This is a genomic window from Sciscionella marina DSM 45152 (genome assembly GCF_000379465.1).
Taxonomy (GTDB): domain Bacteria; phylum Actinomycetota; class Actinomycetes; order Mycobacteriales; family Pseudonocardiaceae; genus Sciscionella; species Sciscionella marina.
The window spans coordinates 94288-111963 of sequence record NZ_KB905403.1 but is presented as its reverse complement, the minus strand read 5'-3'; the positions used below and the strand labels follow the sequence as shown (position 1 = coordinate 111963).

Annotated in this window: 14 protein-coding genes and 1 tRNA gene; 7 read left to right on the top strand and 8 right to left on the bottom strand. The window is 68.1% G+C overall.

Translation table 11 applies throughout. The features are described from left to right. Positions 1-19: 19 nt before the first annotated feature. The 7 genes from pknB to A37U_RS0125135 all read right to left on the bottom strand — a co-directional run bounded on the left by pknB (position 20) and on the right by A37U_RS0125135 (position 9697). Positions 20-2008, bottom strand: coding sequence for a Stk1 family PASTA domain-containing Ser/Thr kinase (gene pknB / locus A37U_RS45245; RefSeq protein ID WP_420806263.1), 1989 nt, complete (start codon positions 2006-2008; stop codon positions 20-22). Between the two features lie 109 nt (positions 2009-2117). After that, positions 2118-3572: a serine/threonine-protein kinase gene (locus tag A37U_RS54480; protein ID WP_020499439.1), complete on the bottom strand. Its 1455-nt coding sequence runs from the start codon at positions 3570-3572 to the stop codon at positions 2118-2120. Continuing rightward, the gene (locus A37U_RS0125155; RefSeq protein ID WP_020499438.1) at positions 3572-5053 is read right to left on the bottom strand and encodes a peptidoglycan D,D-transpeptidase FtsI family protein; all 1482 of its coding nucleotides are present in this window, start codon (positions 5051-5053) and stop codon (positions 3572-3574) included. The genes A37U_RS54480 and A37U_RS0125155 overlap by 1 nt, the downstream gene beginning before the upstream one ends. After that, a complete protein-coding gene (locus A37U_RS0125150) occupies positions 5050-6519 on the bottom strand; it encodes an FtsW/RodA/SpoVE family cell cycle protein (RefSeq protein ID WP_020499437.1) in 1470 nt (489 codons plus the stop codon). Before A37U_RS0125150 ends, A37U_RS0125155 begins: the two co-directional genes overlap by 4 nt. Further along, complete coding sequence (locus A37U_RS0125145) at positions 6520-7839, bottom strand: PP2C family protein-serine/threonine phosphatase (protein ID WP_020499436.1); 1320 nt, start codon at positions 7837-7839, stop codon at positions 6520-6522. Continuing rightward, positions 7836-8309: an FHA domain-containing protein FhaB/FipA gene (locus A37U_RS0125140; RefSeq protein ID WP_020499435.1), complete on the bottom strand. Its 474-nt coding sequence runs from the start codon at positions 8307-8309 to the stop codon at positions 7836-7838. The genes A37U_RS0125145 and A37U_RS0125140 overlap by 4 nt, the downstream gene beginning before the upstream one ends. Positions 8310-8437: 128 nt before the next feature. Next, entirely contained in the window at positions 8438-9697 is a 1260-nt protein-coding gene (locus A37U_RS0125135; protein ID WP_020499434.1) for a DUF3662 and FHA domain-containing protein, read from the bottom strand. 110 nt (positions 9698-9807) lie between these two features. Here A37U_RS0125135 and A37U_RS0125130 point away from each other — a divergent pair. From A37U_RS0125130 to A37U_RS0125100, 7 genes are all read left to right on the top strand, one after another. Next, positions 9808-9890 (top strand) — tRNA-Leu (locus A37U_RS0125130). Between the two features lie 450 nt (positions 9891-10340). Then, positions 10341-10871 (top strand): hypothetical protein, encoded by a 531-nt coding sequence (locus A37U_RS0125125; protein WP_020499433.1) that lies wholly within the window; start codon positions 10341-10343, stop codon positions 10869-10871. Between the two features lie 140 nt (positions 10872-11011). Then, positions 11012-12316, top strand: coding sequence for a DNA adenine methylase (locus A37U_RS0125120; RefSeq protein ID WP_026197579.1), 1305 nt, complete (start codon positions 11012-11014; stop codon positions 12314-12316). Beyond that, on the top strand, positions 12306-13631 hold the full coding sequence (locus A37U_RS0125115; protein ID WP_276142381.1) for a DNA adenine methylase: 1326 nt from the start codon (positions 12306-12308) through the stop codon (positions 13629-13631). Before A37U_RS0125120 ends, A37U_RS0125115 begins: the two co-directional genes overlap by 11 nt. Next, complete coding sequence (locus A37U_RS0125110; protein ID WP_020499430.1) at positions 13585-14322, top strand: hypothetical protein; 738 nt, start codon at positions 13585-13587, stop codon at positions 14320-14322. The genes A37U_RS0125115 and A37U_RS0125110 overlap by 47 nt, the downstream gene beginning before the upstream one ends. Continuing rightward, positions 14315-15472 carry an AAA family ATPase gene (locus A37U_RS45235; RefSeq protein WP_020499429.1) on the top strand — a complete coding sequence of 386 codons (1158 nt, stop codon included), beginning with the start codon at positions 14315-14317 and terminating at the stop codon, positions 15470-15472. The genes A37U_RS0125110 and A37U_RS45235 overlap by 8 nt, the downstream gene beginning before the upstream one ends. After that, positions 15469-16734 (top strand): hypothetical protein, encoded by a 1266-nt coding sequence (locus tag A37U_RS0125100; protein WP_020499428.1) that lies wholly within the window; start codon positions 15469-15471, stop codon positions 16732-16734. Before A37U_RS45235 ends, A37U_RS0125100 begins: the two co-directional genes overlap by 4 nt. On the opposite strand, the gene A37U_RS0125095 is transcribed toward A37U_RS0125100, so the two are convergent. After that, entirely contained in the window at positions 16731-17564 is an 834-nt protein-coding gene (locus A37U_RS0125095; protein WP_020499427.1) for a phosphoribosylaminoimidazolesuccinocarboxamide synthase, read from the bottom strand. The genes A37U_RS0125100 and A37U_RS0125095 overlap by 4 nt on opposite strands. Positions 17565-17676 lie beyond the last annotated feature (112 nt).

Sequence of the window (17676 nt, the reverse complement as noted above, 5' to 3'; positions counted from 1 at the left end):
GGCGAATCGGCCCGAGGGGTCAGCCGCCGAAGGGGAAGCCACCGCCCCCGCCGCCGCCACCACCGCCGTCTGGCGGGGTCGGCGTGGTGGTGGGCTGGCCACCCGCCTGGTATTTGCCGACCACGATGGTGATCGTGTCGCTGGTGCTGGCCTTGGCGCCCGCGGACGGGTTGGACTGCTGGATCTTGCCGTCCTGGTTCTGATCGGTGACCGGCTTGCCGACCACGTTGAAGCTGCCCTGCCACTGCTTCCCGGCCAGGGTGCTCTGCGCCTCGCTCTGGGTCTGGCCGGTCAGGTCGGGCATGGTGAACTGGTTGCCCTTGGACACCTTCAGGGTGACCGTGGTCCCCTTCGGCACCTGACCGCTGCGCGGCGACTGGCCGATCACCGTGCCTTCCGGCTGGTCGCTGTCCAGATCCTGGCGTGAGGGGTTCAGGCCCATATTGCGCAGGTTGCTCGCCGCGAGGTCGTACTGCTGGCCGGTGAAGTCGGAGAGGCTGACCTTCTCCGTGGGCTTCCCGATGATCAGGGTGACCTTGGAACCGCGGGTCAGATCGCTGCCCGCCTTCGGATCGGTGGCCACGACCTTGCCCGCGAGCGAATCATCGTCGACCTCGCGTTCCTGGGTCTGATCGGCGACCTGGAACCCGGTGCCGTTGAGCTTCTGCCGCGCCTGGTCCGGGCTCGCGCCCTTGACCTGGGGCACCTGCTCCTCGCGCGGGGCCCTCCCGATACCGACCTTGATCTTGGTACTGATCGGGTCGATCTTGGCGCCCGCAGCCGGATCGGTGTTGACCACGCTGCCGATCTGGTCGGGCCCGCACGGTCCGGGTGCGCCGTTGGGCTGCGCCTCGCAGAACACGTCGCTGAGCGTGTACTGCATGTTCTTCTCGCTGAGCTGACGGACCGCGGCCTCCTGCTTCTGGCCGACGAGGTTGGGCACGGCGACCTTGTTGCCGTCGTCCCCGCCGAGCAGGTAGGTGGTCAGCCAGGCGGCACCGGCGAGCACGATCAGGCACAGTGCCACGATGCCGACCCGTTTCCAGGCCTTGCGCCGCCTGCGCTGCCGCTCGAGCTCGGCGGCCTCGTCGTAGTCGTCGTACTCGTCGTCGTAGGGCCGCGCGTCGTCGAAGAACTCGGTCTGCCCGGCGGCCATGGCCGTGGTGGCCCCCTCACCGGCGATGATCGAGGTGCGGTCCGCGTCGGTCAGCACCATCGGCGCGTCCGGCGCCTTCCCGGAAAGCACCTTGACCAGGTCGGAACGCATCTCGGCGGCCGTCTGGTATCGGTTGGCCGGGTTCTTGGCGAGCGCCTTGAGCACGATCGCGTCCAGCTCCGGGGTGACCTCGTGATACACCGAGGACGGCGGGTTCGGGTCCTCCCGGACGTGCTGGTAGGCCACGGCCACGGGCGAGTCACCGGTGAACGGCGGCTGCCCGGTGAGCAGTTCGTAGAGCACGCAGCCCGCGGAGTACACATCCGAGCGGGCGTCCACGGCCTCGCCACGCGCCTGCTCCGGGGAGAGGTACTGCGCGGTGCCGATCACGGCCGCGGTCTGGGTCATCGCGGCCTGCCCGTCGGCAAGGGCCCTGGCGATGCCGAAGTCCATGACCTTGACCGCGCCGCCCTTGGCGATCATCACGTTCGCCGGTTTGACGTCCCGGTGCACGATCCCGTGCCGGTGGGAGAAATCGAGCGCGGCCGAGACGTCCGCCATGATCTCCATGGCGCGTTTGCCCTCGACCGGGCCGTCGCCCTTGACGATGTCCCGCAGCGTCCGCCCGTCCACGTACTCCATGACGATGTAGGGCAGCGGACCGAAATCGGTCTCGGTCTCCCCGGTGTCGTACACGGCGACGATCGCCGGGTGGTTCAGCGCGGCCGCGTTCTGCGCCTCGCGCCGGAACCGCTCCTGGAACTGCGGATCCCGCGCCAGGTCGGCGCGCAGGATCTTCACCGCGACCTCACGCCCGAGCCGCACGTCATGGCCGCGGTGCACCTCGGACATGCCGCCATAACCGAGCGTCTCGGCGAGCTCGTAGCGGTCGGAAAGCAGTTGCGGCGTACTCATTGCTGCCCTCCAGTCATACCCGCCTCAATGCTGCGTTCGCATCTGTTCATTGCTCGCCGTCCTCGTCCCCGCCGGGTGCGCACAACACGATGACATGCGAACCGGACGGAACCTCACCGTTCGGGATTATGGATGTGACGCGACAACCACCACGATCTGACGAACCCCCGCCCTTGGCGACCCGCATCGCCCGGAGCCCCTCCTTGCGCAGTTCATGGACCGCCGCCCCCGCCGGAAAGCCCCTGAACTGGTCATTCGGCACCTGAACCGATGTCGTCCGATCGGGTGTCGTCGTTTCCTCTTCGGTCCTCGTTGTGGTCCGCGTCTCGTGGGTGCGCTGCTGCGTCGTGGTGCGCTCGGGCTTCGTGGTGCGATCCGGGGTCGGCGTCGGCGCGTTCGACGGGGCGACGACCCCGCTGCCCGAGCCCTTGTTCCCGAACAGCAGGAAGGCGGCCAGCACCGCCACCGCGACCAGCGCGATCGTGCCGAGCACCCAGGCCCAGGTTTTCGAACCGCGCCGGGCGGGCGGCTGCGCGTAGCCCGCCCCGGTCGCCGGGTACTGCGCGCCCGCGGGCATCGCCTGGGTCGGCATCGGCTGGCCGGGCAGCATCGCGGTCTGCGGCTGCTGGTACCCGCGCGGGGGCGGAGGCATCTGGCCGGTGCGCACCAGCGCGATGGCCGCGGCGAACTCGCCCCCGCTCGCGTACCGCTGCCTCGGGTCCTTGGCCATGCCGATCTCGATCAGCGCCCGTACCTGCGCGGGAATGTCCGGGGGCAGCGGCGGCGGGGCGTCCCGGATGTGCTGCATGGCCACGGTGACCGCGTGGTCGGACAGGAACGGGCGCCGCCCGGCGAGGCATTCGTAGCCGCACACGGCGAGCGAGTACACATCCGATGCCGGGCTGGCCTCGGAACCGGTGGCCTGTTCCGGGGCGATGTAGTGCGCGGTGCCCATGACCATCCCGGACCGGGTCACCGGGGCGGCGTGCGCGGCCTTCGCGATACCGAAATCGGTGAGCTTGACCGAGATCTCCCCACCGGGCCGGCTCGCGATCATGATGTTGCCGGGTTTCACGTCCCGGTGCACCAGTCCACTCTCGTGCGCGGCCTGCAGCGCGTGCGCGGACTGCTCGAGCACATCCAGGGTGAAGTCCACCGAGAGGCGTCCGTAGTTGGCCAGCAGCGCGGCCATCGGCTCGCCGTCCACGAGCTCCATCACCAGGTAGGCGGTGTCGTCCGGGCCACCGGCGGTGGACGCGGTCTCGCCGTAGTCGTGCACCGCCGCGACGCCCTTGTGGTTGAGCGAGGCCGTGGTACGCGCCTCGGTGCGGAACCGGTGCACGAACTCCGCGTCCCCGGACAGCTCCGCCTTGAGCACCTTCAGCGCCACCTTACGGTCGAGCCGGGTGTCCTGAGCCTCCCAGACCTCGCCCATCCCGCCGACGGCGATGCGCCTCGTCAGCCGGTAGCGATCGGCGAGCAACTGACCGTCAGCGAGCATCATCCGCCCCCGAGGTACGCCTTGATCGCCGCGTGCCCGACCGGACCGCCCAGCTTGGCGCCGACGGTGCTCTGGCCGTACGGGCTGCCGTTGCTCACCATCACCGAGACCGCGATCTGTGGATTGTTGGCCGGGGCCATGGCGGTGTACCAGCCGTAGGGAACGGTGGCTTTGGAGTTGATGCCGTGCTCGGCGGTACCGGTCTTCGAGGCGACGTCGAACTTGTCCGTGACTCCGTCGGAGAGGTGCGACATCTTCTCGGACTGCTTCATCATGCCGATGATCTGGGCGGCCACATCCGGGCTGGTCGCCTCGCCGAGCTCCTGGGGGTCGTAGTCGGAGATCGAGGTCAGATCGGAGCCGAGGATCTTCTTGACCAGCTGCGGCTGCATCCGGACGCCCTTGTTCGCGATGGCCGCGGTGATCTCCGCGCTCTGCAACGGGGTGAACTGCACATCCCGCTGGCCGATCCCGGTCTGATACAGCGCCGCGTTCGAGGGGATGTCACCGAGGGTGGACTGGGTCGCCGAGATTCCGGAGACATCCTGTTTCTCCCCGACCCCGAACTTCTTGGCCTGCGCGCTCAGCGCGTCCTTGCCGACCGCCCCGGCCAGCGAGGCGAACGCGGTGTTGCACGAGCGGGCCAGCGCCTCGGTCATGGTGACCTGGTCCCCGCCGCTGCCGCAGTGCGAACCACCGTAGTTCTCCAGCGTCGTCGAGGTCCCGGGCAGGGTGATCTTGGACTCGGCGGTCAACTTGCTGTCCGGGTTGAACTTCCCGGAACCGAGCGCGGCCGCGGCGTCGATCAGCTTGAAGGTCGAACCGGGCGGCAACGGATCACGCAAGGCCCGGTTGAGCATCGGCTGCGTCTTGTCGGTGCTGTCCTTCTGCCAGGCCTGGGTCTGGTCCTTGGTCAGGTGCGAGGCGAACGGACTGGGGTCGAAGGACGGGGTGGACACCATGCCGAGCACCTCGCCGGTGGAGGGCTTGATCGCGACCGCCGCTCCGGTGTAGCCGCGATCGGCGAGCGTGTGGTACAGCGCGCTCTGCACCTTCGCGTCGATCGTGGTCTGCACATTGCCCCCGGCCGGATTGCGCCCGGTGACCAGGTCGGAGAGGCGCCGCACGAACAGCCGGTCATCGGTCCCGTTCAGGATCGTGTTCTGCGAGCGCTCCAGTCCGGTCGAGCCGTAGTTCATCGAGTAGAAGCCGGTGACCGGGGCATACGTCGGCCCGTCCGCGTAGGTGCGCAGATACTTGTACCGGTCCTCGGTCGCCTTGGCCGAGGCGATCTTCACGTTCCCGCTCGAGTCCAGGATCATCCCGCGCGGGCGCGAGTACTCATCGAGCAGGGTGCGCTGGTTGCGCGAATCGTTGCGGTACTCGTCGGCCTTGATGACCTGCACGTACGTGGCGTTCGCCAGCAACAGGAACACCATCACGAGCATCGCCATGCCGACGCGGCGGATCGACTTGTTCATGAGGGCCGCTCCACCATGACGGTGTGCGCCTGGCTGATCGGGGTGTTCTGCACACCCGGGCGCGAAGGTGTCGACTTGGGTCGCCGTGCCGCGTCCGAGATGCGCAACAGGATGGCGACGAGAATGTAGTTCGCCAGCAGTGAAGACCCTCCAGCCGACATGAACGGTGTGGTCAGTCCCGTCTCCGGGATGAGTTTGGTGGCCCCGCCGACGACCACGAAGACCTGCCAGGCGAGCGAGAAGGCCAGCGCACCGCCGAGCAGCTTGCCGAAGGTGTCCCGCACGGCGACCGCGCTGCGCATCCCGCGCATGGTCAGCACGAGATAGATCAGCAGCAGCGCGGCGAGCCCGATGAAGCCCAGTTCCTCACCGATACCGGAGACGATGAAGTCACTGTTCGCCTCGGGCACGAGTTCCGGGCGGCCCGCGCCGAGCCCGGTACCGAAGATCCCCCCGGTGCCGAGCCCGAACAGCGACTGGGCCAGCTGGTAGCCGCCACCGGCGCCGGAATAGTTCGAGAACGGGTCGATCCAGTTGGTCACCCGCTGCTGGACGTGGTTGAGCAGCTTGAACGCCACCACACAGGCCGCGATGAACGGGATCAGCCCGATCAGTACCCAGGCGAACCGCTCGGTCGCGATGTAGAGCAGCACCAGCACCACACCGAAGATCAGCAGCGAGTTACCCAGGTCCTTCTCCAGCGCGAGCACTCCGACCGAGGCGGCGAGTGCGAACAGCAGCGGACCCAGATCGCGCAGCCTCGGCAGCTCGAGTCCGAGGAAGGTGCGGCCCGCGTTCATGAACAGGTCCCGCTTCGCCACCAGGAACGAGGCGAAGAAGATGAACAGCATGATCTTGGCGAACTCACCGGGCTGCAGCCCGATGAGCCCGGGGATCCGGACCCAGACCTTCGCCCCGCCCGCTCCGGAGATGCTCGCGGGCAGGATGCCGGGCAGGATCAGCAGCGCGAGCCCGACGAGGCCGAGCGTGTAGCCGTAGCGGGACAGCATCCGGTGATCCCGCAGGAAGTACAGGAACACCGAGAACAGGACGATCCCGATCGCGGTGAACATGACCTGGCCCGGCGCGGACCCGGAGAACGCGCTCGCGGCACGCTCGGCCGCCGCGGCCTTCGCCAGGTCGATGCGGTAGATCATCACCAGCCCGAGCCCGTTGAGCAGGGCGACACAGGGCAGGATCAGCGGATCCGCGTACGGCGCGAACTTGCGCACCACCACGTGCGCGATCCCGAACATCGCCAGGTAGGCGAGCGCGTAGAACAGGATCTCCGGCTTGAGCTCCTGGGCCTGATTGCCCTGCACGAGGATGAACGCGCCGGTCACCAGGACCGTGGCGAACACGAGCAGCATCAGCTCTACGCCGCGTTTGGTCGGCACCTTGCTGGGTGGAGCAGCGGCGAGATCACCGACGCTCGGCTGGTCGGACTGGCCAGAGGGGGTCGACACCTATTGCCCCTTTCGACAGTCCACACCTGGCCGTTGCCCGTGTTGCGCGTCGCCTCCCGGGGCCGGCTGCTGGCCTGGCTGGTTACACGCCGGGAGAAGCTGGTCCTGATTGAGGTCGACGATCTTGCGCTGCGCCGCCTGCAGGCCGCCCTGCACCGGAATACCCTGCCGGAGCTGGTCGCGGGCACCGAGCTTGAAGTCGTTGAGGAACCGGCGCTCGCAGTTGCCCGTGCCTTGCTCACAGGTGCCCTGGACCTTCTGGTGCAGCGAGATGCCGAGGAATTCCCCGCGCACTCCCTGATAAACCGAGATCTCCCCGCTCTGCGGATCCGCACCCACGTAGTACTGCTGCAGCACCAGCCAGCGGGTCAGCACCACCCCGGCGCCAAGCACGAGCAGTACCACGACCAGTATCGCCAGCAGCCGAAACCGTTTACGGCGTTTCGCTTTTGGGTCCGGGCCGTCCGGCTCCGGCTCCACCCGCTGCGGCTCGGGGCGCGGTGCGGTGATCGCCTGTGCCCGCGCGGCCGAGGAGTTCGGCGGCGGTGCGTCGTCGGTGCCGTCACCCGCGGCGCCACCCACGATCGGTGCGTCCTCGCCGAACTCCACATCGACCACATCGGCGATGATCACGGTGACGTTGTCCGGGCCGCCCGCGCGCAGGGCGAGCTCGATCATCCGGTCCGCGCACTCCTGCGGATCCGGCATCTTGATGGTCTCGGTGAGCGTCTCGTGCGAGACGAACCCGGAAAGGCCGTCCGAGCACAGCAGATACCGGTCCCCGGCCTGCGTGGTGCGGATGGTCAGGTTCGGCTCGACCTCGTGCCCGGTCAGCGCGCGCAGCAGCAGCGAGCGCTGCGGATGGTTCTGCGCCTCGTCCTCGGTGATCCGTCCCTCGTCGACGAGGGACTGCACGAAGGAGTCGTCGTGCGTGATCTGGGTGAGCTGGCCGTTGCGGTACAGGTAGGCACGCGAATCGCCGACGTGCACCAGGCCCAGCCGGGTGCCCGCGAACAGCACCGCGGTCAGCGTGGTGCCCATCCCGTCCATATCGGGATCGCTCGCGACCAGTTCGGAGATGGCGCCGTTGCCGGCGAAGGTGGCATCGCGAAGCTCACCGAGCAGGTCGTCGCCCGGATCGTCGTCATCGAGCGGGGCGAGCGCGGCGATGACCACCTTGCTCGCCACCTCGCCCGCGGCATGGCCACCCATGCCGTCCGCGACAGCGAGCAGTCGTGGGCCCGCGTACACCGAGTCCTGGTTATTGGAACGCACCAGGCCGCGGTCACTGCGGGCAACGTAGTTCAGCACCAGAGTCATGAGCGCAGCTCGATCACCGTCTTGCCGATTCGGATCGGGACGCCAAGTGGCACCCGTAGCGGTGCCGTGACTCTAGCCCGATCGAGGTAAGTGCCGTTCGTCGAGCCCAGGTCTTCCACATACCAGTCGTTGCCCTGCAGGGATAGCCGGGCGTGCCGGGTCGACGCGTAGTCGTCGTCGAGCACCAGCGTCGAGTCGTCCGCCCTGCCGATCAGGATCGGGCGCTCGTCGAGGGAGATCCGGGTTCCGGCGAGCGCGCCGTGCGTGACCACGAGGTGCCGCGCCGAGCGCGCGGGCCGCTTGCCGGTCTTGTCCTTCTTCCCGCCGCCGCGCCGGAAACTCGGGATCGAGACCCGAAGACCGGAGGCCGCGTACAGATCCGAACGTACAACACGCAACGCGGCAAGCACGAACAGCCAGAGCAGGACTAAAAAGCCCACCCTGGTCAACTGCATCACCAGCTCTGGCACGCGCCTCGTCCGCTCCTGCCTCGTCGGTCCCCGGCGGCCCGGGGCGACGCGTCATCGACCCGCCTCGCATTGGGCCGTTTCTCCCGTGACACGGCGGCGCACCACCGTGCCTTGCTCCTGGCGAGTGGTCACCCTTGCACGTGGAACACCATCGATGAGTGCCCGATGCGGATCACATCGCCGTCCTGCAACTGCCATCCCTGCTGGACCGGTGTGTCGTTCACCGTCGTCCCGTTGGTCGAGTTCAGGTCGTCAAGTGTGGCACTCTGCCCATTCCAGTTGATCTCCAGGTGCCGCCTGGACACCCCGGTGTCCGGGAGCCGGAAGTCCGCGTCCTGGCCGCGGCCGACGACATTGCTGCCCTGACGCAGTGCGTGACTGCGATTCGTACCGTCAGTGAGCTGCACCGATGCCGCGAGCGGGCGGCCGCCGGGCATCGGGGGCTGCTGCTGCACCGGCGGCTGCTGCGGGGCGCCCATCGGGGCGCCGTAAGCCTGGTTCGGGTCCATCCCCGGCTGGCCACCCGGCGGGGTGCCGTACTGCTGCGGCACCGGTCCCGATGGCGGCTGGCCGTAGCCCTGGTCGTAGCCGCCCTGCGGGGGCTGGCCGTACGGGTCGAACCCGCCTTGCGGGGGTTGCTGACCATAGGGGTCGTACCCGCCGCCCTGGGGAGGCTGCTGGCCGTAGGGGTCATAGCCCTGCGGGGGCTGCTGGCCGTAGCCCTGGTCGTAACCGCCCTGCGGGGGCTGCTGGCCGCCGTACGGGTCGTAACCGGGCTGCTGGCCGTAGCCCTGGTCGTAACCTTGCTGAGGTTGCTGCTGGCCGTACGGGTCGTAGCCGGGCTGCTGACCGTACCCCTGGTCGTAACCGTACTGACCCTGCTGCCCGTACGGGTCATAGCCGGGCTGCTGACCGTACGGGTCGCCTGGATACTGGCCGGGAGGCTGGCTCATGGATCGGTCCTCTGCTCGTCGGGATGGTTCCGCCCGTTCCCCCGGCGGCGCGGCGTCGGGGTCGACGGACGATTCCGTACGGAATTGTCCGGTGTGTAGTGTCTCGGAGCGCTCTATCGAGACTACGACGTCACCGTATGTCTGATAGCCCCGTTCCGCGAGATGTTCCGCGAGATACGTGGCCAACTCAATGCAGATCCGTCGTTCGTCCTCGTCACCGCCCGCAAGGCGCTTGTGGTCGGCGGGTCCGAGCTGGACCGCGAAGACGTTCGGGGCGAGCAGGTGGCCGCCCGCGAGCCGCTGCACCTTACTCTCCGCCTCACGCTCAAGGTGCTGCCGAAGCTCAGTCGGAACCACCTTGCCGCCGAACACGCGCGCGAAGCCCTGCTCGACGGCGGACTCCAGCCGTCTCTCGAACCGGTCCGCACGCCCCACGCCCCACTCCCTTCACCTGACACTCCATCCGTGATTTTAACGATCCGGCCAACCGAGTGGGGGTGGGATCATCGGCGTTCCCCCTTAGTGCTACTGTTTCTCCGTCGCTCGGGCGAGTGGCGGAATGGCAGACGCGCACGGTTCAGGTCCGTGTGTCCGAAAGGACGTGGGGGTTCAACTCCCCCCTCGCCCACCCGATTGGCCGGGGTGTGCCCACGGAAAACGTGGGCCACCATCGGCTGGTGATTGTTTATGGGGGCCTAGCCTCCATACCCCCAAGGTGCGAACTCCTTCACTTGACTGCGTGGTTCTGTCGAGTTTGACCAGCACGGCTTGGGTTCTCTGGGGTTGGGTCAGCATGGCTTGGGTTCATCGGGTTTCGACCAGCGCGGCTCGGTAGAGGTGTTTTCGCCCGGTTGTCGGACGCGCCCACTCGATCAGGTGTCGTAACTTGGATATGTGTCTTTGCCGATACTGCACGCGTTCATCGACGAATCCGGGCAGCGGGCACACACACCGGCATCCAGTGACCACTTCATCATGAGCGCGCAATCCTGGCGACCCCCTGCACTGGAAGAACATTCAAGGACACTCACAACGGTTGCATCTGGCGAAAACACTCGCCGCCCGACCCTGGCTGACAGTGTCCTCGGTGATCGTCTGCAAACGTCATCTGAACGGTCCGCTGCTCGACGAGGACCCCGCCTACCTGTTGACGCTCCGATACCTGTTGGAGCGATTGTCGTGGATAGCCCGAGAGCGAGGCCGACTACTCCGCTACACGCTGGCGCACATAGTGCGGTTCAAGACCTCCAGCCTCCGAGCGTACGAGGCGGAATTGCGTGCCGAGGAAGAATGTCAGATCGCCTGGCCACACCTCGATCCGCACGGCGGACACCTCGACCAACCATCCCGCCTAGAACAATTGCAGTTGGCTGACGCCATCGCGTCCGCCACCGGTGCGGCGTTCAATCACGACAGGTTCGGTTACACCGAACAGCGTTATCTGCACGAACTACAGTCGATCGTCTATCGGCGCGGAGCGGGAGCGAATGCGCTTACCTCGTACGGTCTGACGATGCACCCTTGTCATGAAACGGCTAGAGCCGCCTACCCGGTGGGTGGCGGCTCTATAGCGTACGTCAACCGGCTGTGCCGCGTTCGCGGGTGCTGAAGTTTCCACCAGCAGACGATCATCCGTACATGTCTAGGCTAGCAACACCCTGTCGGCGCGGCAACCAATCGGCGACGGTTCCTCGCTTTGTCGGTGGGTGGCCATAGGGTGGGCACGGACTCGGTGCGGGAGGAGACAGCGTGGGTGCTTGGCGGCCGGTGCAGTATCTCGGCAGCAAGCTGCGGACGATCGGGCACATCACCGCGGCCGTCGAGGAGCTGGGCGCGCCCACCACTGTCTGGGAACCGTTCACGGGTTCCACGGTGGTCGCCCAGGAGCTCGCGCAGCACGGCAACCGGGTAGTGGCCGGGGACGCCCTCACGTCGAGTTCGCTGTTCGCGACCGCGGTACTCGGCGTCGGCAGGACGCCGGACACGCGAATCGGTGCGCTCGCCGATCAGGTGCTCGCCGCGGTCCGCATCCCGGGGGAGTTCGGGGGCTGGCTCGCCAAGGAGGACTCGGCGCTTGCCGCCCAGGACGGGCCCGAACTACTGCGCATCGGCGCCGAGCTGCCCCAGCGCTGGCGGGTCACCGGCGCCGATACCGCGCTCACCGCCCTGTTCACCCGGATCGGCACCGCGGCCGAACACGCCGAGCACGCCGGACCGGGGCTGCTGAGCGCCACCTACGCGGGCACCTATTTCGGGCTGCGCCAGGCGCTGACCCTGGAAGCACTGCGCGCGGCGATCGGAGAGGTCACCGAACCCGGCGGCTGGGCGCACGCCTGCCTGTGCACCGCGCTGTGCCACGCCGCCTCCACCGCCGTGTTCTCGCCGGGCAAGCACTTCGCCCAGCCACACCGCATCCGCGAGGGCAAGAACCTCGGGTTCCACGCGAAACGAGCGCTCACCGACCGGAGCGTGGACATCGGCGCGCGATTCCTGGAGGCGGCACGCACCCTGGAGCAGGTCGCCGCCACGGGCGCCGAAGGACACCGCGCGCACCAGGCCAGGGTCGAGGAGGTCACCGCGGACGAGCTGCGCTCCTGGGGGGTGCGCGTGGTGTACGCGGACCCGCCGTACACCGCACAGCAGTACAGCCGCTTCTACCACCTGCTGGAGACCCTGGTCACCGCCGTCCCGCCGAAGCTGCAGAGCAGAAACGGGCAGGTGACCCGCGGCCTCTACCCGGAGGGCCGGTACCTCTCGCCGTACTGCTCGCGCACCAAAGCGCCGGGGGCGATCAGCGAACTCGCCCGCACCACGGCGAAGGCGGGCGCGCACCTGCTGCTCAGCTACTCCACCCGCGGCGGGCCGGCCACCGGCAACGCGCGTTCGGTGACCCTGCCCGAACTGGTCCGGCGCGTCGAGGAGGTGTTCGGGGCGGATAACGTGACGGTGCGGCCACTGGAACTGCGCTACCGCCAGTTCAACCGGACCGACGCCGAGGTCACCGGCCGCAACGACCCGGAATACCTTGTGCTCGGGAGGGCCAGTGCTTGCTAGATACCTCGGGAGCAAGCAGGCCATCATGCCCGAGCTGCTGGCCACCGTGGAGCAGCACGCCGAGCCCGGGGCACACGTGGTGGACGCCTTCTCCGGAAGCCTCGCGGTCTCGCTCGGGCTCAAACAAGCCGGCTACCGGGTGACCGCGAACGACATCAACCTGTTCTCCGCGGTACTCGCCGAGGCGTACCTGCTGCCCGCCGAACCACCGCAGACGGACGCGCACGCGCTGCTGCCCGCCCGCCGGGTGAAGGAATACCTGCCGGTGGCGCGCCGGATCGTCAAGGAATTGTCCGGCAAACCCGGCTATGCCTTCCTCGGCGAACCGGAATGGCGCGCCCGCTACGAGAACTACCTCACCGTGCAGACACATCTGACGAACCTCACGCCGGGACAATTGCCCGCGCGGCACCGCAAGACGCATTTCTTCGACACCTACTGCGAGCTCGGCAGTAATTCCGCGTACGAGAGTTCGCGCGGCGCGAAAGGCCATCGGCGGTTCTTCACCCCGGAGAACGCGCACCGCATCGATCTGGCGGTGAACCAGCTGCGGGCCTGGCAGCGCGCGGACCTGATCGACCGGCAGACCTACGCGCTGCTGCTGGCGAACCTGATGCGAGCCGTGGAAAAGGTCTCCAATACTCAGGGCACGTACCACGACTTTCCGCGCGATCGCTGGGATTCCCGGGCGCTTCGGCCGCTGCGCTTCGATCCGCCCGCGCTCGATCCGTACCTGGGCGGGGTCGGCGGGCACACGGTCGGCGTCGAACGCGACACCCTCGATTTCATCGGAGAGGTGGACAGGCATTCGGTGCTCTACATCGATCCGCCATACAATTTCCGGCAGTACACCGCCTATTATTTCCTGCCGAACGTGTTGTGCCGGTACCCGGAAATGGACGATGTCGACGAATACTTCGCCAATGTGCGTTATGTTCGCGGGCAGAACCCGGAGGACGATTTCACCTCGACGTTCTGCAAACCGAAACGGTTCATCGCGGACATGCACGAGCTCATCGAGCGCGCGGCCTGCCGGACCGTGGTCATCAGCTATTTCACCGGGGCCAACCACTGGAGCTCGTTCGACACCGGACCGAACGACACCGGCAGGGAACTGCTCAGCGAACTGCTCAGCGGGGATCTGTTCGAACCGGGCAGCCTTTCGGTGCTCGAGGTGCCGCGGCGCAACTACGCCAGCTACGGCGGCTACACCGCGCGCACCGTGCACGAACTGCTGCTGGTCGCCGAGAAGAAGCAAGGCGAGGAACGTGGAACCACGAAACGCGCTGCGCGACGGCTTCGCCAACTGGCTTGAGCACATCGTGCAAGGTTCGCGGGTACGGGCGGGGCGCAGGCTCGAACCGTTCGGCACCTCGCTGCGCAACAGCGCGCGCCTGGTGCCCTGGCTCGGTCAGACCGAACGCGGCGAGGCCCTGACGGTCACCGACCGGGTGCAGGCGGTCGCCGATATGCGCGCCATGCACCTGGTGTTCGGCGAATACCCGAGCCACCGGCTCACCGCGCTGGGCTCGGCGACCCTGGCGCGCTGGCGGGAACTGGGCGTGGACAACGAATCCCGGGACGATGAGATCGCGCGCTGCGCGGCCCTTTTCGGCCAGGCCGCCCGGCTCGGCGTCGGCGAATACCTTGACATGTACGGATTCTGGTGCGAGCTCACCGCCATCCGGCCCGCGGAACACTGGCTCGCGGACGTGTTCAGCCTCTACCTTCCCTCCTATCTCGACCAGTCCGATCCGAGCGGGTACAACCCGTTCCGCGTGCTCATCGCGGTGGCCGGCGGGGAGCTGGGCGGCGAACAGGACTGGTACCACTGGGCGGGAACAGAGCACGACAAGCTGCTCGCCACGTTCGTGAACCGGATCGCGAAGGCCCGCCCCGGCGGACGGCGAGCGTTCTGCCAGGGCATGGAGGCCTATCGGATAGCCCGGACCGAACCGCGCGCGCTGCCCGGGAAACTCGCCGAATGGGGAATTCCGCATGACTGAACAGCTCGAGATGCGCCTTTCCGGGGCCGCCGCCCGCACCGCGGCGGCCGTCGACTGGGCACCGCCGCCCGATCACGGCTGGACCCGGGATGTCGTCGGACCCGCGCTGCGGTTCCCCGATCTGGACACGGTGACCGCACGGGTGCACGAGGAACTGGCCCGGGGACACGTGGTGCTTCCGGACGCGGACAACCTCGTGCGCCGCTGTGTGCACGCGCTGCTCGTCGGGCACCTGGTGCTGCAGGGGCCGCCGGGGACCGGGAAGACCACCTTCGCACGGGCGCTCGCCGCCGGATTCCGCGCCGAACTCAGCGAATCGACCGCGACCAGCGACTGGACCCCGTTCCACGTGGTCGGCGGGCTGCGCCCGGACAGCGGTGGCGGATTCAGCGCCTCGCACGGGCACGTCGTGGCGGCGGCGCTGCGCTGCGCCGAATTGGTGCAGGCGGAGCAGGAGCACGCGGACGGCGAAACCCAGGCGAACTGGTTGCTGGTCGACGAGTTCAACCGGGCGGATATCGACAAAGCGATCGGCTCTCTGTTCACCGTGCTCGCCAGCTGCGATGCGGACCATCTCCGCAAGACCCCGGTGGAGCTGTGGTTCGAGGCCGAGCCCGCGGCGCGCAAACTCTGGATACCCGCCCGGTTCCGGATCATCGCGTCCATGAACGACCTGGACACCTACTTCGTGAACCGCATCTCGCAGGGGCTCACCCGCCGGTTCCAGTTCGTCACGGTCGGGGTGCCCGAGGAGACCGGAACCGCGGAGCAACCGGTCACCGAGGAATTCCGGCAGGCCTATGCGAACGCTCAGGAATGGCTGGCGCGCACCTACGCACTCGAGGTCCCCGGGGACACCGAATGGCTGGCCCGGCTGCAGTCCGTCGTGGACCGCCTGCGCCATCCGGAGAACGGGGTGAGCTGGCCGGTCGGCACCGCGCAGGTGGTGGATGTGCTGCGGGTGGTGCTGCTGCGCATGGCGAGCGGGGCTCAGCTGTGGGCCGGGGTGGACGAGGCGATCGCGGATCGGATGGTGCCGCAGATGGCCGGGATCGACGATGAACAGGCGAGCACCTTCCTCGAGGTGTTCGCCGCGCACCGACTGGCCACCGCGGCCCGCGAACTCCGGCACCTCATCGGCGCACCGTGACCGTCGAGCCGGGCGCCACGCTGAGCGAGGAGGGCAGGAGGGCCGCGATCGGGGCCAGCCTGGGTCTGCTCGGCCGGTACTTCGCATCCGGTACCCAGCCGCTCGAACGGCGCGCCGCGCTCGGCCTCCGGGAACGCGACGGGGACACCGAGCTCACCGAACTGCTCGCCGGGCTGCGCCTGCGGGTCGCGCTCGCCGCCGCGCACCGGTTGCGTGAACTGCTCGACCGGATCGCCGCGGACAGTAGCTTCCGCTACCGGCTGCGCACCCTGGACCGCGCCGGGGCGATCACCGGGCAGCTCGACGTGAACCGTTATCTCGCCCAGCTCGGCACCGGCGAACACGGCAGCTTCCCGGTGCTCGAGGTACACCGCAGCGCGCACACTCCGGAGAACATCCTCGCCGCCTATGCCGCGCGGTGGTTGACGAACGAACTGCGCACCGCGCTCGCCAGCAGTGCGGCCGCCGAACCCGGACCGGAACACGCGGCAGCCCGCTCCGCGATGCGCGCGCTCGGCTCGCTGCTGCGGCTGCCCGAATTCGCCGCCTGCGTCCCCGAAGCAGCCAAGGTGCGGCGCAAACACGGCGAGCGCACACTGCTCGGCACCGTGCGGCGCAGGCTGCGGCGGCGCGAGATCGCCAGCGGGGCACCGTATGCCGAACTCGCCGACTGGATCGAACGGGTCATCGGCGGGGAACCGGTCGCGAGCGCCGGCGAGCTCGAATGGTCGTTCTACGGGGAACGCTTCGACACCAAGCTGTTCGAACTGTGGTGCCTCCGGCTGCTCGCCACGGTGCTCGCGCGGACGCTCCGGATCCCGGAGCCCGAACCGGGAAAAGGTTGGCGCACCGGGGATCCCGCGTATCTGCTCGGCGAGGTCGAGCTGTCCTTCCAGCGTTCGATTCCCGGCCGCGCGGCACGCTGGCTGCGCACCGGGACCGGGCGGGCGCTCGGTGGGGTGCCCGATATCGTCGCGCGCCGCGGCGACCGGATCAGCCTGATCGACCCGAAACTGCGCAGGCGGGCCGGTCCGCCGACCGAGGAGCTGTACAAGATCCTCGGCTATTTCGAGAACTTCCGGCTCACCGAACGGCCGTGCGGGGCGATCCTCTACTACGCGCCCGAGCCGGAACCCTTGCGCGAATACCGGTACGCACCCGAGGACGGCGCAGGATCGCTGTTCGCCATCGGCGTCGACCCGGTACGCCCGCGGGAATCGAGCACCGCGCTCGTCCCGCTGGTGCGGGCGATTCTCGACTAGGGATTCCAGGCGGTTCCGGTGACGCGTTCGTAGACCTCGCGGTAGCGCGCGCTGGTGGACTCGGCGATATCCGCGGGGATCTCCGGTCCGGGGGCGGTCTTGTCCCAACCCGTTCCCGAGGCCCAGTCACGGACCAGCTGCTTGTCGTAGGAGCGCTGCGGCCCGCCGGGCTGCCATTCGTCCACGTTCCAGAACCGTGAGGAGTCCGGAGTCAGGATCTCGTCGGCGAGCAGTACGTTCCCGTCCGCGTCCAGCCCGAACTCGAACTTCGTGTCCGCGATCAGCACCCCGCGCTCCTTCGCGTACGCGGCGCCCTCGGTGTAAACCTGGATCGAGTACTCGCGCAGCCGGTTCGCGAGCTCCGCGCCGATCTGGTCGGCCACATCCGCGAAGGTGATGAACTCGTCGTGGCCCTGCTCGGCCTTCGTGGTCGGGGTGAAGATCGGCTCCGGCAGCTGATCACCCTCGACCAGTCCTTCCGGGAGGTGCACCCCGGAGATCGCCCCGTCGCGCTGATACTCGCGCAGCCCGAGCCCGGTCAGATAGCCGCGCACGATGCATTCCACCCGCAGCATCTCCAGCCGCTTGCAGCGCACCGCCCGGCCACGGAACTCCTCGGGCACATCCTCGGTGGAGATCACGTGGTTGCCCACGATGTGCTCGGTCCGCCCGAACCACCACGCGGCGAGCTGATTGAGCAGCTTGCCCTTGTCCGGGATCGGCGTCGGGAGTACCACGTCGTAGATCGACACCCGATCGCTCGCGACCATGATCAGATCGTCACCGTCCGTGTACAGGTCACGGACCTTGCCCGAATAGCTGTGCTGCACGCGCCCAAGCCTAAGCCACCGGGTCAGGCGCCTTGTGAGCGCTTATGTCGGTGAGAACCAACACAACCACGCACGAGACCCATTTGCGCAGGTCAGAAGGCGATGTTTTAGG